This is a genomic window from Microbacterium hydrocarbonoxydans, from assembly GCF_023715885.1.
GTDB lineage: Bacteria > Actinomycetota > Actinomycetes > Actinomycetales > Microbacteriaceae > Microbacterium > Microbacterium hydrocarbonoxydans_C.
Map to the genome: position 1 here is coordinate 233,157 of NZ_JAMBOY010000005.1, position 24,748 is coordinate 257,904.

Sequence of the window (24,748 nt, forward strand, 5' to 3'; positions counted from 1 at the left end):
AGCTCACACACGCGTGCGGGGAGACGGCTCAGCGCGCGATGCGCAGCGTCCGCACCTCGAACGGTCGCAGCGACAGCTCGCCACCCACGCGAGCATCCTCCAGCGGATCCTCGATGAGCGACACCTCGCGGATCTCAGCGTGCTCGAACCCGACGGTCAGCGACCCCGTCGTTCGGCGACCCAGCGCCTCGTAGAGCCGAACGATCACGTCGCCCGACCCGTCGTCGGCGAGTTTGACGCCCGAGACGACGATGCCCTCTCCCTGCACCGACACGAGCGGCTCCACCTCGCGCGCACCGCGCACGACCGTCGGCACGGAGTTCAGCGCGATGCCCTCAGCGGTGGCGATCTCGGCATCCGCTCCGATCACGAACCCGATCTCGATCTGATGCGGCCCGTGATCCGTGTCGGGATCCGGGAACCGCGGCGCCCGCAACAGCGACAGGCGCACGGTCGTGGTGACGGCATCACCCTCGACATCGCGCGACGTGTCGTAACCGTAGATCGAGTCGTTGACGAGCGCGACCCCGAAGTCCTGCTCGCGCACGAGCACGAAACGGTGCATCGACGCCTCGAACTTCGCAGCCTCCCAGCTGGTGTTCGTGTGTGTGACGCGCGCCTGGTAGCCGAACTGCGTCTCGGCCTCGGTGTGCGACGCCTGCACGTCGAGCGGGAAGGCGAGCTTCAGCAGCTTCTCGGTCTCGTGCCAGTCGACATCGTTGCGCAGGTGCACGGTGCGCGACCCCGGGGCCAGCACGATGGTCTGCTCGATGCGGGACTGCGAGAACTCGCGCACCACCCGCACCACGGCTGCGCCGTCGACGACGGACGCCGAGATCGACGCCGCCTCGGTCAGGTCGGTGACGCTGTTGCGGTAGTAGCGGTCGATGTCCCACGCGTCCCACATGTTGGGGAAGTCCTGGTGCAGTTGGAAGAGGTTCGCGGCACGTCCCTCGGCGACGGCCTCTCGTCCTGTGGCCTTGTCGACCGCCGACACGATCAGGCCCTCACCCGATACGAGCACCGACACGAGGTCGTTCTCCAGGCGCCAGCCGCCGGCCTCCTCCGTGAGCGACGTCGGGGCGGCAACCGGTTCGGCGACCCAGGCCGCACCGAGCGCGCGACCCGAGCCTGCGCCGACGGAGCTCGGCGTGAACCGCAGCTCGCGATCGCCCTCGCCCGCGAGCGACCGCCGCGCGGCATCCGCGATGTCCTGCGCATCCGAGAGCACGCCGGTCAGCACCTCGACGGCCTCGCGATGCACCCAGGCGATCGAGGTGCCGGGGAGGATGTCGTGGAACTCGTGCAGCAGCACGGTCTCCCACAGCCGGTCGATCTCGCCCTTCGGGTACGCGGCGCCGGTGCGCACGGCATCCGTGGCCGCCCAGAGCTCCGCCTCGACGAGCGCGTGCTCCGCCCAGCGGTGCAGCGCCTTCGTCGCGTGCTGGCTGGTGAGCGTGCCGCGGTGCAGCTCGAGGTAGAGCTCGCCGACCCAGACCGCGGGGTTCGCGATCTCGGCGCGCGCCTTCTCGAAGAAGGAGTCAGGATGCTCCCACTCGACGCGCGCGCTGCCCTCGAGGTCGCGCAGGCGCTCAGCCTTGCCGGTCATCTCACGTGTCGTGCCGCCACCGCCGTCACCCCAGCCGACCGGGGCGATCGACCGCGACGAGACGCGGTTCTCCTTGAACTGACGGGAGGCCTTCGCGACCTCCATGCCGCTCAACTGCGAGTTGTAGGTGTCCATCGACGGGAAGTGCGTGAACATCCGCGAGCCGTCGATGCCCTCCCACAGGAAGCTGTGGTGCGGGAACACGTTCTGCTGGTTCCAGGAGATCTTCTGCGTGAAGAACCACGCGAATCCGGCGCGACGCATGAGCTGCGGCAGCGCGGGCGAGTATCCGAAGCTGTCGGGGAGCCAGACGCCCCTCGATCGGATGCCGAACTCGCGCTCAAAGAATCGCTGACCGTATGCGAACTGACGCACCAGCGACTCGCCCGACGGCATGACGGTGTCGGACTCGACCCACATGCCGCCGAGCGGCAGGAAGCGCCCGTCTGCGACGGCGGCCTTGACGCGCTCCCACACCTCGGGGCGGTGCTGCTTGAGCCACGCGTACTGCTGCGCGCTCGACATGCCGTACTGGAACTCGGGCTGCTCCTCGATCAGCGAGGTCATCGACGAGGTCGTACGCGCGACCTTGCGGATCGTCTCGCGCACCGGCCACAGCCAGGCGGAGTCGATGTGCGCGTGGCCGATCGCCGAGATCTGGTGCGCGCTCGCCTCGGCCGGCGCGGCGAGGACGCCTTCGAGACGGGCGCGGGCGTCGGATGCCGTCTCTGCGATGCGCTGCAGGTCGAGCACGTCGAGCGCGTCATCCATCGCCTGCAGGATGCGCATGCGCCGCGGCGATGTCGGCGCGAGTTCGGCCTGCAGCTCGTACAGCACTTCGAGATCGAGGGAGAGGTCGAACACCTCCTGCTCGAAGACGGCCAGGTCCATCCGCCGCGAGCGGTACAGCCGCTCCTTCGAGGAGGTGCGGATGTCGCCCTCCTGCGTGGGCAGGAAGGGGTGGTAGTCGAGGAGCACCGGGTTCGCGGCCGCCTCGAGGTACAGCTCCACGGGCTCGTCGCCCCGGGCGGTCTGCGCGATCGGGACCCACTGGTTGCGCGGGTTGATGCTCTTCACGGGAGAGCCGTCGGGGCGGTAGACGAGCGCCTCGCACTGGAACCCGGGCATGTTGATGTCGAAACCGAGGTCGATCACGGCCTCGACCCGGCGGCCGGCCCACTCCGCCGGCACGCTGCCGGTGAGGCGGAACCAGGTGGTGCCCCAAGCCGGACCCCACATCTCGCCGACCGCGGCCGGCTCGAAGTCGAGGGCGAGTCCCTCGGTCGGGGCGATCGGCTCCCCGGGCAGTTCGTGCTGTGCGATCTCCAGCGGCACGGAGGCCGAGTGGATGGCGGGTCGGATCCGCTCTTCCAGGACGCGCTTGACGCGGCCGACGGTGAGCGAGGTGTCGTCATGCATTGGGTCAGTCTCCGAGCTCGACGGTGAGAGGGGGCGGGGTGACGGCGAGGGGGAATGCGCTGCCGTCCGACGATGCTATCGGATTTACTAAAGCGATCTAGCATCCGTGTCCTTCCGGTGTCGCCACTTCTTCCTGCGGGCTAAACCGATCAAGTAGGGTGAGGGACTATGAGCCCGGCGAAACGCGTCACGATCGCCGATATCGCGCGCATGGCCGGCGTCTCGCCCGGCGCGGTCTCGTTCGCCCTCAACGGCCGTCCGGGCGTGAGCGAGGAGACGCGGCAGCGCATCCTGGCGATCGTCGAGGAGAACGGCTGGCAGCCCAGCTCCGCGGCGCGTGCCCTCGTCGGCGCCCGCGCGAACACGGTCGGTTTCGCCCTCGCGCGCCCCGCCCGCTCCCTCGGCTCCGAGGCGTTCTTCACCGACCTCATCGCCGGCATCGAGTCGCGACTCTCCGAGAGCAAGGTCAGTCTGCAGCTGCGGCTCGTCAGCGGCATCGCGGAGGAGATGGAGGTGCACCGGCAGTGGCGCTCGTCCAATCAGGTCGACGGCATCATCCTCATCGACCCCCGCGACGACGACCCCCGCGGCGAGCGCATCACCGCTCTCGACGCCCGCGCCGTCATGATCGGCTCGAAGCCGTCGCCCGAGGGCGCGGTGCCCAGCGTGTGGATCGGCGACGACGCGGTGGCGGAATCCCTCTTCTCGTACCTCGCGGCTCTCGGCCACGAGCGCATCGCCTACGTGGCGGGGCCTGCCGAGCTCGAGCACACGCGACTGCGTGCCGAGGTGCTCGAGCGGATGACCGCCGACGGGATCGCGGGCGAGGTCATCACGACCGACTTCTCCCCCGCGCGGTCGTCGGCCGTGACGCGCACACTCCTCGCCCGGCGGCAGCGCCCGACCGCGATCGTGTACGACAACGACGTCATGGCCGTGGCCGGACTCCGGGTCGCCCAGGAGATGGGCCGCCGCGTGCCGCGCGATGTCTCGCTCGCGTCGTTCGACGACTCCGTCATCGCCGGGCTCATCAACCCGTCGATCACCGCGATGACGCGTGACACGTTCGAACTCGGCGAACGCGCCGCCACCCTGCTGCTGCAGCAGATCGAGGCGGGCGCGAACCTGCCGAGCGTCGAGGGGCCGACGCCGACGCTCACGGTGCGCGAGAGCACGGCTCCGCCGGCGCCCACGAACTGACCGGGCGATCGCCTCAGGCCTGCACGACGGTGTTCACCGAGCCGTAGCGCTCCACCCCGCTCGCGGCGAGATCGGGACGGATCAGATGCCGGATGCCGCGGGCGTCGAGCGCCGCCGCATCGAGTGCGTCGACCGACGTGACCAGAGCGGGGTCCAGTCCGCTCGTGCAGGCGTCCACCCACGCCTGGAACACCGCGCCGCCGGGGCTGAGGGCGGCCCTGCTCACCGGCACCTCGCGTTCGTCGACCTCGACGACGATCGCGGTGTCGCGCGTCGGCGCCGCGGTGCGCCGGCGCAGCTCGGGGATGAGCTCGGCGAGGCGACGGCCGATCGGCTTCGCCGCGCCCGCCTGATCGACGAGTCCGAGGGAGTACTCCAGCTCGGGGAAGTCGCCGAGCTCGCGGCTCACGTCGTGCGAGCACCACCAGGTGATGCCCCACAGGTTCTCGGTGCGCGCCGCCGAGCGCACCGTCGCCTCGAGGAACCCGGGCATCTCGTCGTCTGCCAGACAGTTCGAGGGCGCCCCGACCTCCTGCAGCCAGATCGGTCGATCGCCGTCGGTCGCGAACGCGCGGGAGAGCTCGATGAGGTATTCCGCGTGCCGGTCGGAGGCCACGGATCGCCCGCCGTACCGCTGCGCGGTGCCGTTGAAGATCCAGGAGTGGATGGTCGTCATGGCGCCGAGGCGCGACGCGTGCGCAGGCGTGAAGCCGTGCCCGTCCATGTACCAGACGGCGTCGTACTCGCTGTGCACATGCGGCAGGCCGGGGGCCGCCTGCTCGGCGGCCGACAGCAGGGCCTCGATCCATCCCCCCGCCTCGTCCTGCGTCACCGGCCAGGGCGACGGGTGGGTATGCGCGGAGAACTGGTTGACCTCGTTGCCGAGGGTCAACCCGAGGAAGTTGGGGGCGTCGCCGAGCGCACGACCCAGGCGGTCGACGAGCGCGACCTGACCGTCGAGCGCCCTGGCGTCGGTGAACATGTTCTTGTCGTGCCACGTGAACAGCCACGACGGCACGAAGTCGAAGCTCGACAGGTGCCCCTGGATGACGTCGACGCTCGCGTCCATCCCGAACTCCGCGGCGATGTCGACCATCGCCCGCACGTCGTCGACGGCCTTGGCGCGGATGAACGTGCGGTTCGGCTGCAGCACCGTCCACAGCGGGAACACCCGGACGTGATCCAGCCCGAGCTCGGCGAGCGCCGCGAAGTCGCGACGCACGTCGTCGGGGGTGAAGTCCAGCCAGGAGTGCATCCAGTCCTTCGACGGCGTGTAATTCGCCCCGAACCTCAGGGGAGCATCGAGGGCGCCGCGCTGCGTCATGAATCCGGACCTTTCCGACGGTGTCCTCCGGCGAGGACGGGATCGGACCACTATAACGCTTGAGCAACATCGCGCATACCATCGCCTGAGTGACGGCATGCGACCGCTAGAGCAAGCCTTGACACGCGACGTTTCGGATGGTTTTATCTGCTAAAGCGCTGTAGTCCGATGACTGGACCCGCGCCCTATCGCCCGCCTCGAGGAAGAAGCACGATGAGAGTTCCGACACGCATTGCCACGGTGGCAGCCTTCAGCATCGGCGTCCTGGCGCTGACGAGTTGCACGGGAGGCGGGGGCGGCGGGAGCGATTCCGGCCCGATCGACACCTCCGGGGAGCTGAGCGGAACCATCCAGTTCCAGACCTGGTCGCTCAAGAACGAGAAGTTCACCCCGTATTTCGAGGACATCATCGACGCGTTCGAGGAGGAGCACCCCGACGTCACTGTCGAGTGGCTCGACCAGCCGGGCGACGGCTACCAGGAGAAGATCCTCAGCCAGGCCAACGCCGACACCCTGCCCGACGTGCTGAACCTGCCGCCGGACATCGCCTACCCGCTCGTCGCCGCCGGCAAGCTCCTCGATGTCAACGAAGCCGATGCCGACCTGAAGGACGCGTACAACACCGGCGCGTGGGAGTCGTACAGCCAGTACCCGGGCGTCGACGGCACCTACGGCCTCCCCTGGTACCTCTCCAGCGACGCCTCGTGGTGGAACCTCGCGCAGCTCGCGCCCTACGGCGTCACGGAGGACAACCTGCCCACCACGGTCGACGAACTGCTCACCCTCGCGAAGGACGTCGCGTCGGAGTCGGGCGGCAAGGTGCAGCTGCTGTCGTCGATCCCCGCGCTCGACACGTTCACATCGGCCGGCATGGAGGTCATCGACGACGAGGGCGAGTTCGTCTTCAACACCGACGAGGCCGCAGAGATCATCCAGGCCTACGCCGACGCGTACGCCGCCGGTGCGATGCCCGCCGAAGCCCTGACCGGCGACTACGGCGGGAACGCCGAGGCGTACATCCAGGAGAAGGTCGCCTTCACCACCGGCGGCACCGGCTTCACCACGGACCTGCAGAAGGACGCCCCGGCGCTCCTCGAGAACACGGTCGCGACGCCGCGCCTCGGCATCCCTCCCCTGTACGTGCAGGGGCTGAACGTCTCGGCCGACTCCGACAACAAGTCGGCGGCTCTCGCGTTCGCCGAGTTCGTGACGAACGAGGAGAACCAGATCGCGTTCTCGTCGCTCGCCGTCGGCACCGCGCCGGGCACCGCCTCGGGCGGTGACACCGTGGTCGAGAACATCTCATCGTCGGTCACCGACCCGAAGCAGCTCGCCGCGATCGACACGGTGTTCACCGCGATGCAGGATGCCAAGGCGATCCCGTTCCAGTGGACGTCCGACATGGCAACGTACATGACTCAGCAGATCGCGCTCGCCATCAACGGCGAAGCAGATCCGAAGACGCAGCTCGACAAGATCGTCGAGTACGCCAACGCGAACCGGGTGGACCAGTAAGCATGAGTGCGGACACCGGCATCCGGAAACGGGTAGGCGGAATCACCTCGCATCGGTGGTTCACGCCCTGGCTCCTGCTCGCCCCCGCCGTGATCTGGGTGCTGGTGTTCGCACTCTGGCCGTTCCTCAACACCGTCGTCCTGAGCTTCACCGACGCCAAACCGCTGCGCACGCCCGAGTTCGTCGGCGGCGCGAACTACGAGCGCATGTTCGGCGACGAGATGTTCTGGAACGCCCTCACCACATGCCTCATCTACGTGGTGGTGTGCGTGCCGCTGCTGACGATCCTGCCGCTGCTGCTCGCCCTGCTCGTGCAGAAGAAGCTGCCGGGCATCTCGTTCTTCCGCACCACCTTCTACTTCCCGGTGATCGCGTCCGTCGTGGTCGTCGCCCTGATCTGGACCTGGCTGTTCGACAGCCGCGGCATCATCAACCAGACGCTCGAGTTCCTGGGTGTCGTCGACAAGCCGGTGGCGTTCCTCGTCGACCGCTGGCTGCTGCTCGGCTGCGCCATCCTGCTCACGGTGTGGAAGGGCCTCGGCTATTACATGGTCGTCTACCTCGCCGCGCTCGGGAACGTCGGCAAGGAGCTGCACGAGGCGGCGATGCTCGACGGCGCCGGGTCCTTCCGCCGGTTCCTGTCTGTGACGATCCCCTCGGTGCGCGGCGCGATGCTGCTCATCTCGGTGCTCATCGCGGTCTCGGCCATGCGGGTCTTCGCCGAGCTCGACGTGCTGTCGAAGAGCACCGGCGGCCCGGGCGGCTACGACATATCGCTCGTGATGCTGATCCGCCAGGTCGGGTCGGGCCTCAACGGCAACATCGGCTACGCCTCCGCGATCAGCGTGGCGCTGTTCCTCCTCACCCTCATCCCGCTCGCCGCGATCGCCTTCATGAATCGCGAGAAGAAGGCGAAGGTCTCCGCATGAGCATCCTGGCCCGGCCCCGCACCGAAGACGAGCGCACGGCAGACGATGCCGCGCCGCCGTCGCGCGAGCGCATCTTCCGCCGCCGTGGTTCGGGAGACTTCAGCAAGCCGACGCTCGGCGGGCTGATCGGCCGGTACGCCCTGCTCGTGTTCGTGCTGTTCCTCGTGATCGGCCCGTTCGTGTGGCAGCTGTCCACCTCATTCAAGGGGCCGCAGGAGAACATCTACTCCTTCCCGCCGAACCTCATCCCCCGTGAGCCCACGCTCGGCCACTACGCGACCGTCGCCGACATCGTGCCGGTCTACCTCTACGCCTGGCACTCGCTGCTCGTGTCGGTCGGCACCGTGATCAGCAACGTCGTGCTGGCGACCTTCGCGGGCTACGCACTGGGGTGCATGCGCTTCCGCGGCAAGTGGATCGTCATGGGCATCCTGCTGTCGACCCTGCTCTTCCCCGGCGAGGTCACCGTGACGAGCAACTTCCTCACCATCCGCGCGCTCGGCCTCGCCGACACCCTGTGGGGCGTGTTCCTGCCCGGAGCGATCAGCGCCATGAACGTGCTGCTCGTCGCGACCGCGTGCCGCATGATCCCCAAGGACGTGCTCGACGCGGCGACGGTCGACGGTGCGACGACCTGGCAGCGCATCCGCCACATCGTGTGGCCGAACATCCGAGGCATGGTCTCGGTGGTGGCGATCTTCGCCTTCATCGGCGCGTGGGACGACTACCTCTGGCCGCTCATCGTGCTGTCCGACCCGTCGAAGTACACGCTCACGGTCGGCATGGCCTACCTGAACAGCAGCTTCTCCGTGGACCCGCGGCTCATCGCCGCGGGCACCATGATCGCCCTCGTGCCCATCGTGATCATGTTCTCGTTCACGCAGCGCTTCTTCTTCAAGGGCGTGCAGGAGGGGGCGGTCAAGGGGTGAGCTCCCCGCAGCTCACCCCGGACCGCGGGCCGGTCGACCCGCCGTCCTCGCGACCGCTGTCGGGAGTGCTCCCCGCACCGGTCTTCGCGTTCAGTTTCGACCCGGCCGGTGGCGAGAAGCGCGTCGACATGCCCGACGTCGACGCGATCACGATCACGATCACCGAGGACACGGTCCTGCACTGGGCCTTCTACGCCGACGGAGCGGATGCCGCGCTCGCGCCGCACGCCGCGCTCGCCGTGTCGGTCGACGTGCGGCTCGACGACGGCAGCCGCCTCGCCGACGACTCCGCGGTGCGCGACCGCTACGGCTTCGCGGTCACCCCGGAGGCGCAGTTCGCCGCGCGCTGGAGCATGCCCGAGCAGTGGAACGCCGACACCGTCTCGCTCGCTCCGCTCGCCGGGCGACGCGGCACGGTCGAGGTCGTGCTCGGCGCGGAATCGCTCGTCGGCAGCGAGGCTCTGCCCGCGCGGGTGACCGGATTCGTCCAGGTGCTCGTCGAGGAGCGCGTCGCCGCGGCCTCCGATCTCCCTCCGGTCGAACGGGTCGACACGCGTCGTGGCACGCACTCGGGTGACCGCTTCTCACGCGGCAACACGATCCCGGCGGTGGCGCGCCCGCACGGCTTCACCTTCGTGACCCCGGCGACCGACGCCGCCGACGCACGCTGGCCGTACCGCCCGTTCGTGCACGACGACCCGCAGGGCCGACGCCTGGAGGCGCTGCAGTTCTCGCACCAGCCGAGCCCGTGGATCGGCGATCGCTCGGTGCTGCAGCTCATGCCGTTCTCCGGTGCCCCGGCGTCGCAGCACGCCACCCGCCGTCGCTGGATCGTCGCCGGGTCGGAACGCGCGAGGCCGCACGAGTACACCGCCGAGCTCGCCGACGGGCACGGCAGCCGCATCCGCGCCGAGATGACGGCGACCGTGCACGGGGCCGCATTCCGCGTCCGCAGCGGCGACGCCGATGAGCGCGTGGGGTTCGTGATCGACCAGCTGACCGACGAGGGACGCCTCGACGAGATGGATGCCGACGGCTTCAGAGGCTGGATCCCCGAGGGCTCCGAGGAGTGGGGCAACGCGCCGCGCTGCTACTTCGCCGGCCGGGTGGTCGAGGGCGCGGCCGAGCGCGGGCGCCTCGACGACGCCGATCGCGGACGGGTCGCAGGCTTCGTCGCTAGTCGCGGATCGCTCGAGGTGCGCGTGGCCGTGTCGTTCCTGTCGATCGAGCAGGCCGAGCGCGCTCTCGCCCTCGAGCTCGACTGCGCGATGGGGTTCGACGAGCTGCGCGGCGAGGCCGCGGCATCCTGGAACCGGCTGCTCGGCCGCGTGACCATCCCACCCCAATCCGACGCCGACGCACCGTATCGCGCGCTCGCCGACGAGGAGGTCCGGGCGCGGATCGCCGCCGCCCTGCACCGCATGCACCTGTATCCGAACACGGCCGCCGAAGAGACCGGATCTGCCGACGCCACTGCGTCCGCCTTCGCCGACGTATTCACAGCGCGCGAGCCGTTCGGCGAGACGCGCACGAGCGCGCCGGTCGTCTCGGGTGAGCTCGTCGTCAACAACGGCTACTGGGACACGTATCGCACCGAATGGCCGGGCCTCGCGCTGCTCGATCCGGCGCTCGCCGGGCGACTGCTCGACGGACAGCTCGCGCAGTACCGCCGTGGTGGATGGATGGCGCGGTGGAGCGCGCCGGGGTACGTCGACAGCATGGTGGGCACGTCGAGCGACCAGATCTTCGCGGATGCCGCGCGCTGGGGCGTCGGGTTCGATCGACGCGCGGCGTTCGAGAGCGGCTGGCGCAACGCGTGCGAGCCCGGGCCGGACGCGCGTCGCGGCCGGAAGGGCATCGACCGGGGTCGGTTCACGGGGTACATCTCATCCGCCGTGCCGGAGGGCATGAGCTGGAGCATCGAGAACGCCGTCAGCGACGCCGCCCTCGGCCACCTCGCCGCGCAGCTCGCGTCCGACCCGCAGACGTCGACGACGGATGCCGCGCGCTACCGCGCCTTCGCCCGCTACTTCGCGAACCGTGCGCTGTCGTACCGCGCGCTGTTCGACCCCGAGACACGGTTCTTCCGCGGCCGCGACGACCGGGGAGCGTTCTCGTCCGAGCCCTTCGACCCGCGCACCTGGGGCGGCGACAACATCGAGACGAACGCCTGGGGCATGTCGGTCGGCGCGGTGCACGACGGCGACGGACTGGCCGACCTCTACGGCGGTCGGGCCGGACTGCGGCAGCACCTCGACGCGCTGTTCGCCGAGACCGAGACCGCCGATGAGCGGTTCGGCGGGGCGTACGGCACCGTGATCCACGAGCAGAGGGAGGCCCGCGCTGTGCGCGCCGGTATGTGCGGCATCTCCAATCAGCCGGCGCACCACATCCCCCTCATGTACGCGTTCACGGATCAGCCGTGGCGGGCGGCCGAGATCGTGCACGAGCTGGCCGCGCGCCTGTTCGCCGGCGCGCATATCGGGCAGGGCTTTCCCGGCGACGAGGACAACGGCGAGATGAGCGCGTGGTGGCTGTGGGCCGCGCTCGGACTCTATCCGCTCGAACTCGCCTCGGGAGTGCTGCGCATCGGCTCGCCGCTGCTCGACGACGTCCGCATCGACCGCGGCGACGGGTCGACCCTGCGCATCCGGTCCCACCGCAGCTCGCGGGGCGCGCACGTGCTGCGTGAGGCCCGGCTCGACGGCATCCCACTCGCCACAGCCGAGCTGCCCGTCGACGCCCTGGCCGGCTCCGCCCCCGCCGACATCGTGCTGGATTTCGTGTTCGACGACGATCCCGAGAGCTGGCTCGGAGAGATCACGGAGACGGATGCCGCGCCGTGGCGCCCCGACCTCACGGCGATCGAGGGTGTGCCGCTCGCGTCGGAGGGCGTCCGCCACGCGGAGCGCGCGTTCGACGACGGCGACCCGGGCGGCGCCGACGGGGTCGCGCTGCACCCGGGCGAGTGGATCGGCTGGCGATTCGCCGAGGCGCGGGCGGTCAGTGACGTCTCGGTCACGACGGTGGCCGCGGCATCCTCGACCGCGCTCGTCTGGGAGGCCGCGACGACGAGCGGCTGGGAGCGGATCGCCGTCACCGCCGAGACGGAGCTCCCACCCGACCGCACGACGCCCTTCACCCTCGCCGCACGCACCGTGACCTCGGCGCTCCGCGTGCGGGCGGAGGCCGAGGTCACCGTGCGTCAGCTCGAGCTCTTCGATCTGGGCTGACGGGCTGGAGCCCGCTCAGTGCGGGGCGTACACCGTCGCCTCGCCCTTGATCGCCTCGGTGATGCCGGAGAGCAGCGACGACTGGTTCGTCGCGGTGAGGTTGTACGCGACGTAGACGCCGTAGCCGTCGGCTGCCGTGCGCTGGGCGAAGTCCGTCGCGGTCGTCGCGCTCACGGTCGAGAGGTCGACGGCCGCGGCGCCGATGCGCGAACGGTCGTCGAGCCCGGGGACCGTGGGAGCGTCGTAGGTCGGGTAGTACGGGTTCCACGCATAGTCGAGCGTCGCGCTCACGTCGAAGGCCCCGAAGTCCGTCGTCGTGTACGACGGTCCGATCGCGTACAGCGTGATGAGCTTGTCGGGTCCGAGGCGGTCGCGCAGGGCCGACGCCACCCACCCGAACGACTGGGCGTTCGGCTGCGGCGTGCCGTTCGCGCCGTACTGGCTCCACTCGTCGTCGAAGTCGATGCCGTCGAGTCCGTAGGTGGTCACGGCGTCGGCGAGCTGGGCGGCGAAGGCGTCGGCCTCGGCGTACGTCGAGAAGTTCGCGAAGCCGGCGCCCTGGTGGTTGCCGAGCACCGAGAGCAGCACCTTTGTGCCCTGCTCCTGCAGCGGACGGATCTGGTTCTCGGCATCCTGCAGCGTCTCGGTGACGCGCTCGTTGAAGTGCAGGTACGCCTTCTCGCCGTCGTAGTTGATGTTGGCGGCGAAGATCATCGCGAGGTCGACGGCCGGGGCGCCCGAATCGGCGAGCTGGTAATCGGCGACGTTCGCTAAATCGTTCGAGTTCACCTCGACGTAGACCGCGAGATTCGCGTCGGTGCCTGGAGCCTCGTCTGCTGCGGCCGACGAGGCGGCCACACCTCCGACAGCAGCGATAGCGAGCGCAGCGGATGCCGCGAGGCATTGCCGGATCAGGGAATGACGGGGGTTCGGCTGACTCATGGTGGAGCTTCTCCTTCGGCGTCGTTGTCGATCTCGCGCCGCGTCGATGCGGCGTGCCGATGACTATATCGCTTAAGCGAGAGGCTCGAAAGGGGGTCGCGCACGCGGCGAGAGAGGGGCGGGTGCCGCAGCATCCGCCCCTCCCGTCTCGTTCAGATCGTCGCGATCCGCTCAGATGTTCACGTCGCCCACGAGGTTCACCTTGATCCCCATCCCCGCGAACATCGCGGCCTTGGCGATGAGAGCCTTGTCGGCGGTCTCCGCATCGGGAGCGTAGACGGTCTGCGCGTGGTTGGCCTTGTGGCGGGCCATGAACTGGTCGCGCGAGATGCCGTGCAGCACGACGTGCGCGATCGGCCACTCGGGATTCGTGTCTTCCTTACGGCGCCGCGTCTCCTCCTCGGGCAGTTCGACGACCGAGCCGCGGAAGATGTCGGCCTGCAGCATGCCGTCGGCGATGAACACCCGCGACAGCACGACCTCGCCCGGCTTCGAGACGCCGTTGATCGTGGCGCCGCCCGCGGGGAAGAACACGTGTCCCTGCCGCCACCCCTCGGCGTTCTGCCAGCCGCCGAGATGCGAGGCGGGAACGGATCCCGAGATCTCGTAGACCCACACGAACTGCCCGTCGTACTCCTCGCCCCAGCGCACGTCGTGCAGGGTGTTGTCCGGTACGAGCCCCATCGCACGCCACACCCGGTCGGTCACGAGCGCGTCGACCGCGACACCCTCGTCCGCCTCGTTGAAGTGCGGGAACGCGCGCCCCTCGTGCAACACCCGCGAGCCGTCGCGGGAGGTGACCGGCGGGCGCTCGGTCGAGTTGAGGATGCCCTCGGCGAGATCGGAGGCGGGTACGAGGTCCTTGAGGCCCTGCTGATACTGGATGCCGACGGCGTCCAGTCCGAAATCGTCGGCGATGCGGAGAGCGGCGATGTACATCTTCAGCTGCCACTGCACCTGCTCGCGGGTGAGCTCGGTCGCGGCGTCCTCGCCGTACCGGAAGGTCATGCCGCGGTCGATGAGCCAGTCGTAGGCGGCGTCGGCCTCGGCATCCGTCACCCGCAGCATCTCGGCGTACAACGCCGACTGCGACAGGCGCTCCTTGTAGATGCCGGTCTTGTTGAGCAGCTCGTCGTCGAAGATCGCGTTGTACATGCCCATGCAGCCCTCGTCGAAGACGCCGATGATGGCCTTCTCCGCGAGCAGCTCGGCGGCGAGCGCTTCGCCCAGCTGCTTCTCGGGACTGTCGGGCAGCGCGGGCAGCGGCCGCACGTGCGAGGCATCGTGGGTGATGGTGCCGGTCTCGGTCCACTCGCGGATGCCGTCGCGGAACCAGTCGTCGGTGAAGTCGACCGACCAGATCGTCGAGTACGGCTTGTCCATCTTGGTCAGGCCCGCGTTCAGGCCGAGCAGGCCGACGAGACCGGGCCAGTCACCCGCGAAGTTCGCGACCGTGAGGATCGGGCCTTCGTGCGTGCGGAGCCCCGCGAGCACGTGGTGCGAGTACTGCCACACGGCCTCGGCGACGATGAGCGGGGCGTCGACGGGGATGTTCTTGAACACCTCGAGGCCCATGCGCTGGCTCGAGATGAAGCCGTGGCCGGTCTCGGGATCGACGTCGTTCGCGCGGATCACGGTCCAGCCCAGGTCGCTCAGCACACCGGTCACACCGGCTTCGAGCTCGACCTGGGACGGCCAGCCGGCGGTGTTCGCCGACTCGCGCAGATCGCCGGAGGCGATGAGGTACGCGGTCTTCGGGGCGGATGCCGGGCGCGATGCCGGTGCGGGCAGGGTGTAGGTGGTCATGATGCCTCTCGGGTGGTGCGGGTGGTGGTGCTGTCGCCTGTGCTGTCGAGACGGCCGCGGCGGGTCATCCCGGCGCTTCCCTCTGGACGGCCGCGAGCTCGTGCGCGACGTCCGCTGTCTCGCGGTATAGGCGGACGTAGCGGTCGAACAACTCGTCGTAGACCTCGCGGCGCGACTCGTCGGGGCGGATCGTCTCGGTCACCGGATTCCATGCGGTGATGTCGGGAGCCGCGCCGTCGGCCGTCGCGACCGCGGCGAGGAAGGCGGCGCCGTAACTCGCGCCGATCGTCGTCGCCGGCACCTCCTGCACGAGGCCCGTGACGTCGGAGACGATCTGCAGCCACAGCCGCCCCTGCGTCCCGCCGCCGACCGCGACGATGCGGCGGATGTCCGCACCGGCTGCACGCATCGTTTCGACGTTGTGTCGCACACCGAGGGCGGTCGCCTCGAGGGCGGCGCGGTAGAGGTCGCCGCGGGTGTGGGCGAGCGTCAGCCCGGCGATGATGCCCCGGGCATCCGGGTCCTGGATGGGGGTGCGCTCGCCCGCGAAGTACGGGAGCATGAGCAATCCGCGCGCCCCGGCACCGGATTCGGTCGCCTCGGCGAGCAGCTGCGGGTAGTCGGCGCCGGTGAGGTCCTTGAGCCATGCGGTGAGGGCGCCCGAGGTGGAGAGACCGCCCGCCAGGTTCCTCGTGCCGGCGAAGGCACCGGCCGTGGTCCACATCGAGGGCGTGCGCAGCGTCTCCTCGCCCGTCGCGACGAGGAACATGGTCGTCCCGTACATGAGCATGAGGTCGCCGATCTCGTGCGCCCCGACGCTGACGGCCTCGGTCCATGCGTCGATCGTGCCGGCGATCACGGGAGTGCCTTCAAGGATGCCGGTGGCATCCGCAGCGGCTCGCGTGACGCCGCCTGCGACGCCGCCGGCCCAGAGCAGCGGCGGCTGCTCGATTCCGGGCGCGTACCGCTGCCACCACTCGTCGTGCCACGCCTCGCGCTCGATGTCGTAGAGCGGCGACGTCTGACTCGCGGACTGGTGGTCGAGCACGTAGGCGCCGGTCAGGCGGCGGGCGAGCCACGAGGCCGGCATGTAGACGCGGCGAGCGCGCTGCCAGGTATCCGGTTCCTCCTCGGCCACCCAGACGAGCTTCGGCCCCCCGGCCTGCGAGGTCAGCGTCGATCCGCCGATGCGCGTGATCTCAGGCTCGCCCAGCTCGGCCGTCATCCGTTCGATCTGCGCCGTCGCGCGGGTATCGACCCCGTAGAGGATCGCCGGGCGGACCGGGCGATCGTCATCGTCGGCGAGGAGGATGCAGGGACCCATGCCACTCACGCCGATGCCGACGATCTCGGCATCGGGAGCTTCGGCGAGGAGCTCGCGGGCGATCGCGACGAACTCGTCCCACCACACGTCGCCGTCCATCTCGACCCACCCGGCGCGGGGGCGGGAGACCTCGTGCGACCGGGTCGCGGTGGCGATGATCGCGCCGTCGGCATCCACCAGCACGCCCTTGCTGCTGGATGTACCGATGTCCACCCCGAGGGTGCAGCGCATGGCGTCCTCCTTGAAACCCCGACTGGTGATCGTGCAATCCTTCGCCACGTTGCGCGAAATCGATTTCAGACTACACGCGCGCTCGGTTGTCCTGCACCGCGGTTGCCGATTGACGACCTCTCCACACGCCGCGAGGGAAGCGCGCGGCTGACGACGTCGACGACCGGAATACCGTGACAATCTGGGCTTTCACTCGCAGAATGGAGCCGTGGAGATGACCGAACCTCAGACGTGGACCGTGATCGGCGTGTTCGCCGCGATGATGCTCGGCGGGATGACCCTCATGACCTCCCAGTTCAGCCGGGTGATCCGCGCCGAGGTCGGCGGCCTCCGCAGCGAGATGCTCGGCGAGCTCCACGGGTTCCGCGGCGAGTTGAACGGATTCCGCGGCGAGGTCAATGGGCGCCTCGACGTCATCGAGAGCCGCCTCACCCGCGTCGAGTCGAAGGTCGACGACCTCGACACCGAGCTGACCAATCTGGCGACGCGCTTCTGGAAGTCGCAGTAGCCGGAGATCTCCGGCGCGGAGATCAGTCGCGACCGCCCCTGGCCGGCTGGACCTCGCTGCGCAGCACCACGGTCCGCGCGGGCTGCGTGTCGCCGCCGATGCGCTCGAGAAGCATGCGCGCCGCCGTGACACCCATGTGCCGAGCGGGGAGCCTCACCACCGTGACCGCACTCGGCGAGAGGGTCGTGAACGGCAGCGATCCGATCACGGCGACCCCCACGCGCGGCGGGGTGAGCCCGCGTTCCGTCAGCACCTGGATCGCGCCGACGCCGATGAGATTGTTGCCGGCGACCACGGCATCCGGCGGCTGGGGCAGCGCGAGCAGCTCCTCCATCGCCGCGCGGCCTCCCTCCACGCGAAAGGATGCGAACCGCGCGAGCTCGTCGACGTCGAGGTCGGGTTTCACGCCCGTCAGCGCCGCCCGCCACCCGGCGGCTCGCTCGGCCGCGGTGTCGATGTGCTCGGGGCCGCCGATATAGGCGATGCGCCGGTATCCGGCGTCCCACAGCTCCTTCGCTGCCGACATCCCCGCCGCCCGGTTCGCCATCACGACGCCGTCGACGTCGTAGGCCGTACCGCGGTCGACCGCGACGACCGGACGTCCGGTGGCGAGGATCGGGTCCAGTCTGCTGCTCTCGTCGGCGGTCGCGATGATGACGCCCGACATGTGCTCGGCGATCGCGATGCGCAGGTACGTCGCCTCCTTCTCGATCTGCGAGTCGGAGTTGCACAGCACCACCGAGTAGCCGGCCTCGGACGCGACATCCTCGACGCCGCGAGCCATCTCGGTGAAGTACGGGTTCTCGATGTCCGGGATCACGAGAGCGATCACCTCGGAGCTCTGTCGCCGCAGCGACCGCGCCATCCGGTTGGGCGTGAAACTCAGCTTCGCCGCCGCGTCGCGCACCGCGGCCACCTTGTCGTCCGACACGCTCGTGCCGTTGAAGACGCGCGAGACCGTGGCGGGAGACACTCCGGCGAGTTCCGCGACGTCGTAGATGGTGGCCATTCGAACCTCAGGACAGTGACCCGATGTGCCGGATCTGAAGCAACAGTAGCGCGGTGCGTCCGGCGTCCGGTCGCGCGAAGGGGCGGACCGACCACGTCGACCCGCCCCTCCGACAGCATCCGCTCAGCCGGCTGTGGCGTTCTCGTACGCGCGCATCGCGGCCTGCTGCGCGTCGGCGAGAGCCTCCTCCGGCTCCTTGTCGCCGAGCAGCGCGGCGGTGATCGCGTTGTTGAGCTCGTTCTGTATCTCCTGCCCGGCGGGCGAGGACCCGAACGACTGACCGTACCCGACGACGTCGTAGAACGTCGAGATGACCTGGTCGAAGCCGGCGTTGCCGGTCTCGGTCACGAACTGGTCGCGGATCGCCTGGTCGGACGCCGGCGAGCCCGTGAACAGGCCGGTGTTGAGCCCGCCGTCGTCCGTCAGCGTCTGCGCGCGGGCCTCCCCCGCCGCCATCCACGCGTCGTCCGAGGTGAGGTTCACCATCCACGCGCACGCCGCCGCCGGGTTCTTCGCGCCGACCGGCACCACGAACGCCGTGCCGGATGCGACCGAGAACGGCTCGCCGTCCTTGTCGCGGAACGGCACGGCCTCGATGTCGATCTGATCCGCGTACGGTCCGAGTACGTTCGGGTACCACTGCGCGTTGACCTGCGCGCCGACCTGGCCCGCCACGTACTGGTTGTTGTCGCCGAAGGTGTCGAACGAGTCGGTGAAGCTCTTCACCGCGGCGAAGCCGCCCTGCGCGTCGGTGATCTGCTTCAGCAGTTCGATGCCCGCGAGGTTGCTCGGGTCGTCGAGCGTCGGCGCCCCGTCTTCGTCGTTGAGCTGTCCGCCCATCGCGAGGATCCAGAGCCCACCCTGCCCGGTCGGGACGGGGTCGAAGCCGAGGCGCGACGGCACGCCGCCCGATTCCTGGTAGATCTTGCCGATCGCCTCGATCAGACCGTCGGGGTTCGACGTGTCGAACTGATCGGGTGTGACGCCCGCCTCGGCGAGCACCCTCTTGTTCACGATGATGGCCGGCGGCTGATAGAACTGCGGCACGGCCCAGACCTCGTCGTCGTACGTGACGTCGTCGACCACGAACGGGTACCAGTGGTCGCGGGGATCGACGTCCTGCGCGGCGAAGCATTCGTCGAGCGGCATGATCAGCCCCTGCGCGGCGTAGGTCGTGACGTAGCGGCGGTCCATCTGCACCACGTCCGGTACGTCGCCGCTCGCGATGCGGGTGGTGAACTTCTGCGCGTCGAACGCCGTCGCGTCGAGGTCCACCTCGACCTCGCCGAGCTGCTCGGCCGCGTAGTCGACACGGGACTGCCCCACGTCGTCGGCGTTCTCGAAGCCCCACGCGTTGAGGGTGCCCGCGGGCTCGGCGTCGAAGTCGGCATCCGCGCCGCCCTCGCCCGCACCTCCTCCGCTGCAGCCCGCGAGCACGATGGCGGATGCCGCGGCCATGGCGGCGAATCCCAGGATGCGCTTGCGCATGTCATTCCTTCTTTCGGTTGCTGTGTGTCGTCGTATCGGTCGATGGACGTGTGGTCACGGTCAGCCCTTCCGCCCCTGCGTGGCGACGCCCTCGATGAAGTAGCGCTGCCCGAAGGCGAAGAGGATGAGCATCGGCAGGGTCACGATCAGGGACGCCACCATGACGTACTGATAGTCGCCGTGACCGCCGGCCGTCGGGCTGTACTTCGTCATGGCGTAGGCGATGCCGAGCGGGGCCGTGAACTCGTCGACGGAGCCCGCGTTCAGGTAGATGAGGGCCGCCTGGAGGTTGTTCCAGCTCGCCTGGAACTCGAACAGGAACACGATGATGAACGACGGGATCGACAGCGGCATCGCGATCCGCCAGAACAGGCCCCAGTAGCTGGCCCCGTCGAGACGCGCGGCTTCGAAGAGCTCGCGGGGCAGCCCCAGGAAGAACTGCCGTTGCAGGAAGATGTAGAACGCGGATCCGAAGAGGTTCATGCCCCACAGGGGCACCCACGTGCCCAGCATCCCCGTCTCCTTCCAGATCAGGTAGATCGGGATCATCGTGACGGCGCCGGGCAGCATCATTGTGGCCAGGACCAGCCCGAAGAGCATCCCGCGGCCGGGGAACTTGAAGTACGCGAACCCGAAGGCGACGATCGAGCTCGAGATCGCGACGGTGCCTGCGGCGAGGAGGGCGATAGCGATGCTGTTCCACATCCAGCTGAGGAGGGGGAGCTGGTTCCAGACCTCGATGTAGTTCTCGGGGATGAACGTCTTGGGGATGAGCGAGTTGTCGAAGACCTCGCCTCGGGGCTTGAAACTCGCCGCCAGGAGCCACACGAACGGATAGAGGAACAGGAGGCCGAACCCGATGAGGATGACGGCGAGGACGATCCGCACTGCGAGAATCTTCGGCTGCGACACCGCGCGACGCAAGCGCGACCGCTTCGGCACCGTGACGGCGCGAGTCTCGCTCTCGAGGATGGGCTCGGCGGCGGGAGGCAGCTGCCGCAGTGAAGACGACATCAACGGTCTCCCTCGTAGTAGACGAATCGGTTGCCGACCTTCACCTGGATGACCGTGATGATCATGATGATGACGAACAGCAGCCAGGCCATCGCCGCGGCGAAGCCGAAGTTGAACTGGCGGAAGGCCTGTTGGAAGAGGTAGATCGCGTAGAAGAGCGACGCTTCGGGCGACGAATTGCTCTGATCTCGCCAGAACAGCAGGTAGGCCTGATCGAAGATCTGGAAGGCGGCGATCGACAGCACGATGACGTTGAAGAACATCGCGCCGGAGATCATCGGGAGCGTGATCGAGAAGAAGCGTCGGACCGCCCCCGCGCCGTCGATCGACGCGACCTCGTAGAGCTCGGTCGGCACATTCTTCAGCGCGGCGAGGAAGATCACCATCGTGCCGGCCACGGTCCACAGGGTCATGATGACGATGCTCGGCTTCACCCACGCCGGGTCGACGAGCCACTGCGGACCCTGGATGCCGAAGAGGCGCAGGAACTGGTTGATCGCGCCGGAGTTGCCGTTCAGCAGCAGGAAGAACACCGCGGCGGTCGCGACCGCCGGGGTCATCTTCGGCAGGTAGTAGAGCGTGCGGAAGATGCCCGCTCCCCGGCCGACGCGGTTGAGCAGCAGCGCGAGGACGAGCGCGAAGATGATCTCGAGCGGCACCGCCATGACCACGTAGAACAGCGTGTTGGCGAGCGCAACGCCGACCCGCGGGTCTTCGAACAGCTGCTCGTAATTGGCAGTGCCGATGGGGCGGGCGGTATTGGTCGCGAGGTTGTAGTTGCTGAACGAGATGTACAGGCTGTACGCCATGGCTCCTGCCGTGAAGATCAGGAACCCGATGATCCACGGCGAGATGAAGAGGTATCCGGCCAGCGCTTCGCGCTTGTTGTAGTGCTGCTTCAGTGCAGGACTGCGGCCGTGGCGACGGGTGCCGCGCTCCCGACTGCGGGCGCGCGACGGGGAGGATACTGACATGGGCGTGAATCTAGAAGCGGTTCTCCCTTTTCCGCGCGGGGCTTGCTTCTTCTCGCACAGTGTGATTCCGACCCTCCTGCCCGTCGATCCGCGTCGTACTCCGTAGACTCGCCGGATGGGCGACGCGCGACCCGACGCGCGTCGAGGGAGGGACGACGGCCACAGTGAGGGCACGAGCGGTCTTCGGCGTGCTGCGCCTCGCCGCGGCGAGCGTGTGCATCGTCGCCCTCGTTCATCGGATGTTCTGGGGGCTCAGCTCTGCGACGATCGCCGGAGAGAACTTCTTCGCCTATCTCACGGTGCAGTCGAACTGCGCACTGGTCGGCGTGCTCCTCGTCGGCGCGGTGCTGGCGTTCCGGAGGACGACGGACCCGCGATGGTTCACGGTCTCGCTCGCACTCGTGCTCACCTGGACGATCACGGCCGGCCTTGCGTTCGCGCTGATCGTCTGGCAGGCCGGACTCCGCGGCATCCGCGTCGACGTGCCGTGGTCGGATCAGGTGCTCCACTTCTACCTGCCTGCATGCACCGCCGTCGCCTGGGTGCTCACACCCGGCCACCGCGGTGTGCCGTGGTGGGTGGTGCCGACCGCTCTCGCCTTCCCGCTCGCCTGGGGCGGCGTGACCCTGTGGCGGGGGCCGATCGTCGGCTGGTACCCCTACTACTTCCTCGATCCACGACAGGTGTCGGGGCCGCCGGAGTTCCTCATCACGAGCGGAATCGCGCTGGCGATCTTCGCGGCGGTGGCGTCGGTCATCGTGCTCGTGAGCCGGATGCGCCGACGGGGACACGACCGACCTCCGGTCTGACCCGCGCCTGCGCGGTCAGGGCGTCGCGAGGAACGGTGCGAGCGAGGCGATGGCCGCCTCGAGCGCCTTCTGGTCGTCGAGCTCTGCGAACTCGCCTGCCGCGTCACCGCCGAGGATGCCGACCACGACACTCTCCCCGGTCTCGGCCGAGAGATCGAACCATGTGCGGATCAGCGCGTCACCACCCACGACATGCCACACCGTCGGCACGGCGGCGTCGGGATCCTCGGGGGCGGTGGCGGCGAACGGAGATTCGTCGAACCGCATCCAGACCGTCTCGATCCGACCCATGCCGATTTCGGCGATCGCACCGCGCTGCGCGAAGGGCAGCGCGGGGGCGAACTCCAGGCCCTTTCCCTGCAGCACTCCGAGCGGGACCGTGATGACGGCCCTGTCGAACGAGAGCGACTCTCCCGTGGCGATCCTCAGGCTGAGACCGGCGTCGTCGTAGGCGACGCGAGAGATCGGAGACGAGAGGCTCACCTTCGCGCCGTCCAGCAAGTCGTCGACGATCGCGCCGAGGTCGCCGAGGGGAGCGATGAGCTCTGACGGGGGCAGAGCGGGCGGGAACCAGGTCGACGCCTCGCCGGCATCGGAGCCGGAGAAAGCCGCCACCGTGGCGAGCAGTGCGACGACGCCGGGATCCTCGAGATCCACGCCGGCCTCGGATAGGGCGTCGACGAGGGCGATGTCGGTCGGCTGCTGCTGTCCTGCGGCGATCGCCGCCTGCACGGGTTCGGTCGACACCGGCTCGATGCCTCCCTCCGCCGATCGCCAGAGCGGAGTACCGAGCGTCGTCGAACGGATGTCGAGGCGGGTGAGCAGCGCGGCCATCTCGCTGTCGGCGGAGGCGAGGAGCCACCCGCCCAGCTGCGCGGGAACAGGCCACTGCTTCTCGTCGACCACGGACTGCACCCGCCCGCCGACCCGGTCGCGTGCTTCGAAGACCGTGACCTCATGACCGGCTTCGACGAGCCGCGACGCTGCTGCCGCGCCGGCCAGTCCCGCGCCGATCACCGCGATCCGCTCACCGTCGCCTGCCAGCCGGAGAAGGTCGTCGGCAGCTCGGTCGCCCGACCGGAGGGCCGCATCGATCGTGCCCGGCGCCTCGGCGTCGGTCGCCTCACCGGCGAAGAACAAGCGGTCGTCGACGGGGACGGCCAGCGCCTCGCGAGCGCTCTGCTGCGTGCCGGCGGGCGTGTAGCTCGCTGCTCCCCGCGAGAACGGGTCGCTCGTCCACGCGCTGCGTACGAACGCGGAGGGCGTGATCGCACCTGCGGTGGGCGTGGGCGTCGGCGTCCGGGTGGGCGTGGGAGTGGGCGCCGGCTCAGGCGTGCAGGAGGAGAGAATCACTCCCAGGACGCCGGCGCCGGCGCCGATCAGCAGAGTGCGACGCGTCATCCTCATCGTGTCGCAACGATACCGCGCCCGCTGCGTCGCCGTCTGCCGACCCGAGGAGGTCAGCGGATCACGAGTTCCGGGGTGATGAGCGCGTGCGCCTCACCGGACTCCACCCGCCGTGGGGAGACCACGTCGCCGGTCGGCCCCATGAGGAGCTGCAGCACGGCCTCCGCGACGTCCTCGGGTCGCTGCTCGACGCTGGAGAATCCGAGCGCCTCGGCCGTGGGCGTGTTGTCGAATCCGATCACGGGTATCCTGACCCCGGCGTCGGCGAGCGCGAGCAGAGCGCCGACGGCGAGCGCATCGCTCGCGCAGACGATGGCGTCGGCTCGAGCGTCGTCGCTCAGGACGGCGGCGACGGCGTGCCGCGCACCCTGCACGGAATCCTCCGACACGATGCGGGTGCCCTGCGCCCCGGCCCCGTCGATCGCCTCCCGCCATCCGCGTTCCCGGTCGTCACCCGTCCCGGAGCCCGACGGCCAGCCGAGGAAGCTCACGAATGCTCCGCGTTGCAGCGCGTGCTCGGTCGCCGCGCGCGTGCCCGCCGCGCCGTCGACGTCGACCCACAGATGCGTGGGGTCGGCGATATCGTCGTCGCCCCAGGGTCGGCCGAAGGAGATGAAGGGCAGGCCCACGGCATCCAGCCTTCCCACCCGCTGGTCATCGCGCACGGTGCCCGTGATGATCGCGGCGTCGATCTCCGACCCCTCCCAGAGCTCTGCGAGCCGGGCGAGCTCCTCCTCCGGGGTGCGGGCCGCGTAGACCAGCATGCGCATCCCTCGCTCGCTGGAGCGGTCGGTGATCGCGTGGACGAACCGGTCGAGCACGACGCCGGAGACCCCGCCGAGGTACGGATCGAGGCGGATGCCGATGGTCGAGCTCCGCCGCAGGCGCAGCCTGCGGGCCGCCGCATGCCGGCGATACCCGAGCTCGTCGATCGACGCGAGCACGCGCTCCCGGGTCGCGGGCTTCACGATATCGGGCGTGTTCAGCACGTTCGACACGGTCTGCCGGGAGACGCCGGCGTGCGCAGCGACGTCCTCGACCGTCGGAGCCTTCGCCATCCCAAACCTCGATCCCGCGG

The 24,748-nt window shown here is 69.2% G+C and carries 18 protein-coding genes; 7 read left to right on the top strand and 11 right to left on the bottom strand.

The annotated features are described in order from the left end of the window. Nucleotides 1–28: 28 nt before the first annotated feature. Entirely contained in the window at nt 29–3,028 is a 3,000-nt protein-coding gene (locus tag M3195_RS14440; protein ID WP_251588617.1) for an alpha-mannosidase, read from the bottom strand. A 168-nt stretch (nt 3,029–3,196) separates the two neighbouring features. On the opposite strand from M3195_RS14440, the gene M3195_RS14445 reads away from it, so the two are divergent. Continuing rightward, nucleotides 3,197–4,228 (top strand): LacI family DNA-binding transcriptional regulator, encoded by a 1,032-nt coding sequence (locus tag M3195_RS14445; RefSeq protein ID WP_251588620.1) that lies wholly within the window; start codon nt 3,197–3,199, stop codon nt 4,226–4,228. Nucleotides 4,229–4,241: 13 nt separating this feature from the next. Here M3195_RS14445 and M3195_RS14450 read toward each other — a convergent pair whose 3' ends face one another. Then, nucleotides 4,242–5,552: a glycoside hydrolase 5 family protein gene (locus M3195_RS14450; RefSeq protein WP_251588622.1), complete on the bottom strand. Its 1,311-nt coding sequence runs from the start codon at nt 5,550–5,552 to the stop codon at nt 4,242–4,244. Nucleotides 5,553–5,765: 213 nt separating this feature from the next. Between M3195_RS14450 and M3195_RS14455 the strand changes: the two genes are divergently transcribed. From M3195_RS14455 to M3195_RS14470, 4 genes are read left to right on the top strand one after another with little or no spacing between them, the layout of a single operon-like run. Beyond that, a complete protein-coding gene (locus M3195_RS14455; RefSeq protein ID WP_251588624.1) occupies nt 5,766–7,067 on the top strand; it encodes an ABC transporter substrate-binding protein in 1,302 nt (433 codons plus the stop codon). Nucleotides 7,068–7,069: 2 nt separating this feature from the next. Continuing rightward, nucleotides 7,070–7,996: a carbohydrate ABC transporter permease gene (locus M3195_RS14460; RefSeq protein WP_251588625.1), complete on the top strand. Its 927-nt coding sequence runs from the start codon at nt 7,070–7,072 to the stop codon at nt 7,994–7,996. Then, the gene (locus tag M3195_RS14465; protein ID WP_251588626.1) at nt 7,993–8,925 is read left to right on the top strand and encodes a carbohydrate ABC transporter permease; all 933 of its coding nucleotides are present in this window, start codon (nt 7,993–7,995) and stop codon (nt 8,923–8,925) included. Before M3195_RS14460 ends, M3195_RS14465 begins: the two co-directional genes overlap by 4 nt. Further along, nucleotides 8,922–12,158 carry a GH92 family glycosyl hydrolase gene (locus M3195_RS14470; protein ID WP_251588627.1) on the top strand — a complete coding sequence of 1,079 codons (3,237 nt, stop codon included), beginning with the start codon at nt 8,922–8,924 and terminating at the stop codon, nt 12,156–12,158. Before M3195_RS14465 ends, M3195_RS14470 begins: the two co-directional genes overlap by 4 nt. Nucleotides 12,159–12,173: 15 nt before the next feature. On the opposite strand, the gene M3195_RS14475 is transcribed toward M3195_RS14470, so the two are convergent. From M3195_RS14475 to M3195_RS14485, 3 genes are all read right to left on the bottom strand, one after another. After that, complete coding sequence (locus M3195_RS14475; protein ID WP_251588628.1) at nt 12,174–13,100, bottom strand: endo-beta-N-acetylglucosaminidase H; 927 nt, start codon at nt 13,098–13,100, stop codon at nt 12,174–12,176. Between the two features lie 171 nt (nt 13,101–13,271). After that, a complete protein-coding gene (locus M3195_RS14480) occupies nt 13,272–14,906 on the bottom strand; it encodes a fucose isomerase (RefSeq protein WP_251588629.1) in 1,635 nt (544 codons plus the stop codon). Nucleotides 14,907–14,970: 64 nt separating this feature from the next. Then, nucleotides 14,971–16,461 carry an FGGY-family carbohydrate kinase gene (locus M3195_RS14485; RefSeq protein WP_251588630.1) on the bottom strand — a complete coding sequence of 497 codons (1,491 nt, stop codon included), beginning with the start codon at nt 16,459–16,461 and terminating at the stop codon, nt 14,971–14,973. Between the two features lie 214 nt (nt 16,462–16,675). Between M3195_RS14485 and M3195_RS14490 the strand changes: the two genes are divergently transcribed. Then, on the top strand, nt 16,676–16,969 hold the full coding sequence (locus M3195_RS14490) for a hypothetical protein (RefSeq protein ID WP_251588662.1): 294 nt from the start codon (nt 16,676–16,678) through the stop codon (nt 16,967–16,969). A 22-nt stretch (nt 16,970–16,991) separates the two neighbouring features. On the opposite strand, the gene M3195_RS14495 is transcribed toward M3195_RS14490, so the two are convergent. From M3195_RS14495 to M3195_RS14510, 4 genes are all read right to left on the bottom strand, one after another. After that, nucleotides 16,992–17,978, bottom strand: coding sequence for a LacI family DNA-binding transcriptional regulator (locus M3195_RS14495; RefSeq protein WP_251588632.1), 987 nt, complete (start codon nt 17,976–17,978; stop codon nt 16,992–16,994). A 123-nt stretch (nt 17,979–18,101) separates the two neighbouring features. Beyond that, the gene (locus tag M3195_RS14500; RefSeq protein ID WP_251588633.1) at nt 18,102–19,466 is read right to left on the bottom strand and encodes an extracellular solute-binding protein; all 1,365 of its coding nucleotides are present in this window, start codon (nt 19,464–19,466) and stop codon (nt 18,102–18,104) included. Between the two features lie 60 nt (nt 19,467–19,526). Next, complete coding sequence (locus M3195_RS14505) at nt 19,527–20,480, bottom strand: carbohydrate ABC transporter permease (protein WP_251588634.1); 954 nt, start codon at nt 20,478–20,480, stop codon at nt 19,527–19,529. Beyond that, the gene (locus M3195_RS14510; RefSeq protein WP_251588635.1) at nt 20,480–21,454 is read right to left on the bottom strand and encodes a carbohydrate ABC transporter permease; all 975 of its coding nucleotides are present in this window, start codon (nt 21,452–21,454) and stop codon (nt 20,480–20,482) included. The genes M3195_RS14505 and M3195_RS14510 overlap by 1 nt, the downstream gene beginning before the upstream one ends. 164 nt (nt 21,455–21,618) lie before the next feature. Here M3195_RS14510 and M3195_RS14515 point away from each other — a divergent pair, with 164 nt between their 5' ends. Continuing rightward, nucleotides 21,619–22,263, top strand: coding sequence for a Pr6Pr family membrane protein (locus M3195_RS14515; RefSeq protein ID WP_251588636.1), 645 nt, complete (start codon nt 21,619–21,621; stop codon nt 22,261–22,263). A gap of 15 nt (nt 22,264–22,278) precedes the next feature. Here M3195_RS14515 and M3195_RS14520 read toward each other — a convergent pair whose 3' ends face one another. Together M3195_RS14520 and M3195_RS14525 are read right to left on the bottom strand one after the other, a co-directional pair. Then, nucleotides 22,279–23,664 carry a flavin monoamine oxidase family protein gene (locus M3195_RS14520; RefSeq protein WP_251588637.1) on the bottom strand — a complete coding sequence of 462 codons (1,386 nt, stop codon included), beginning with the start codon at nt 23,662–23,664 and terminating at the stop codon, nt 22,279–22,281. A 59-nt stretch (nt 23,665–23,723) separates the two neighbouring features. Next, nucleotides 23,724–24,728: a LacI family DNA-binding transcriptional regulator gene (locus M3195_RS14525; protein ID WP_251588639.1), complete on the bottom strand. Its 1,005-nt coding sequence runs from the start codon at nt 24,726–24,728 to the stop codon at nt 23,724–23,726. Nucleotides 24,729–24,748: the final 20 nt, after the last annotated feature.

Excerpts from the sequence above, each read along its gene's own strand:
- M3195_RS14440 (WP_251588617.1), bottom strand. The coding sequence starts at position 3,028 with ATGCATGACGACACCTCGCTCACCGTCGGCCGCGTCAAGCGCGTCCTG.
- M3195_RS14445 (WP_251588620.1), top strand. The coding sequence starts at position 3,197 with ATGAGCCCGGCGAAACGCGTCACGATCGCCGATATCGCGCGCATGGCC.
- M3195_RS14450 (WP_251588622.1), bottom strand. The coding sequence starts at position 5,552 with ATGACGCAGCGCGGCGCCCTCGATGCTCCCCTGAGGTTCGGGGCGAAT.
- M3195_RS14455 (WP_251588624.1), top strand. The coding sequence starts at position 5,766 with ATGAGAGTTCCGACACGCATTGCCACGGTGGCAGCCTTCAGCATCGGC.
- M3195_RS14460 (WP_251588625.1), top strand. The coding sequence starts at position 7,070 with ATGAGTGCGGACACCGGCATCCGGAAACGGGTAGGCGGAATCACCTCG.
- M3195_RS14465 (WP_251588626.1), top strand. The coding sequence starts at position 7,993 with ATGAGCATCCTGGCCCGGCCCCGCACCGAAGACGAGCGCACGGCAGAC.
- M3195_RS14475 (WP_251588628.1), bottom strand. The coding sequence starts at position 13,100 with ATGAGTCAGCCGAACCCCCGTCATTCCCTGATCCGGCAATGCCTCGCG.
- M3195_RS14480 (WP_251588629.1), bottom strand. The coding sequence starts at position 14,906 with ATGACCACCTACACCCTGCCCGCACCGGCATCGCGCCCGGCATCCGCC.
- M3195_RS14485 (WP_251588630.1), bottom strand. The coding sequence starts at position 16,461 with ATGCGCTGCACCCTCGGGGTGGACATCGGTACATCCAGCAGCAAGGGC.
- M3195_RS14490 (WP_251588662.1), top strand. The coding sequence starts at position 16,676 with ATGACCGAACCTCAGACGTGGACCGTGATCGGCGTGTTCGCCGCGATG.
- M3195_RS14495 (WP_251588632.1), bottom strand. The coding sequence starts at position 17,978 with ATGGCCACCATCTACGACGTCGCGGAACTCGCCGGAGTGTCTCCCGCC.
- M3195_RS14500 (WP_251588633.1), bottom strand. The coding sequence starts at position 19,466 with ATGCGCAAGCGCATCCTGGGATTCGCCGCCATGGCCGCGGCATCCGCC.
- M3195_RS14505 (WP_251588634.1), bottom strand. The coding sequence starts at position 20,480 with ATGTCGTCTTCACTGCGGCAGCTGCCTCCCGCCGCCGAGCCCATCCTC.
- M3195_RS14510 (WP_251588635.1), bottom strand. The coding sequence starts at position 21,454 with ATGTCAGTATCCTCCCCGTCGCGCGCCCGCAGTCGGGAGCGCGGCACC.
- M3195_RS14520 (WP_251588637.1), bottom strand. The coding sequence starts at position 23,664 with ATGACGCGTCGCACTCTGCTGATCGGCGCCGGCGCCGGCGTCCTGGGA.
- M3195_RS14525 (WP_251588639.1), bottom strand. The coding sequence starts at position 24,728 with ATGGCGAAGGCTCCGACGGTCGAGGACGTCGCTGCGCACGCCGGCGTC.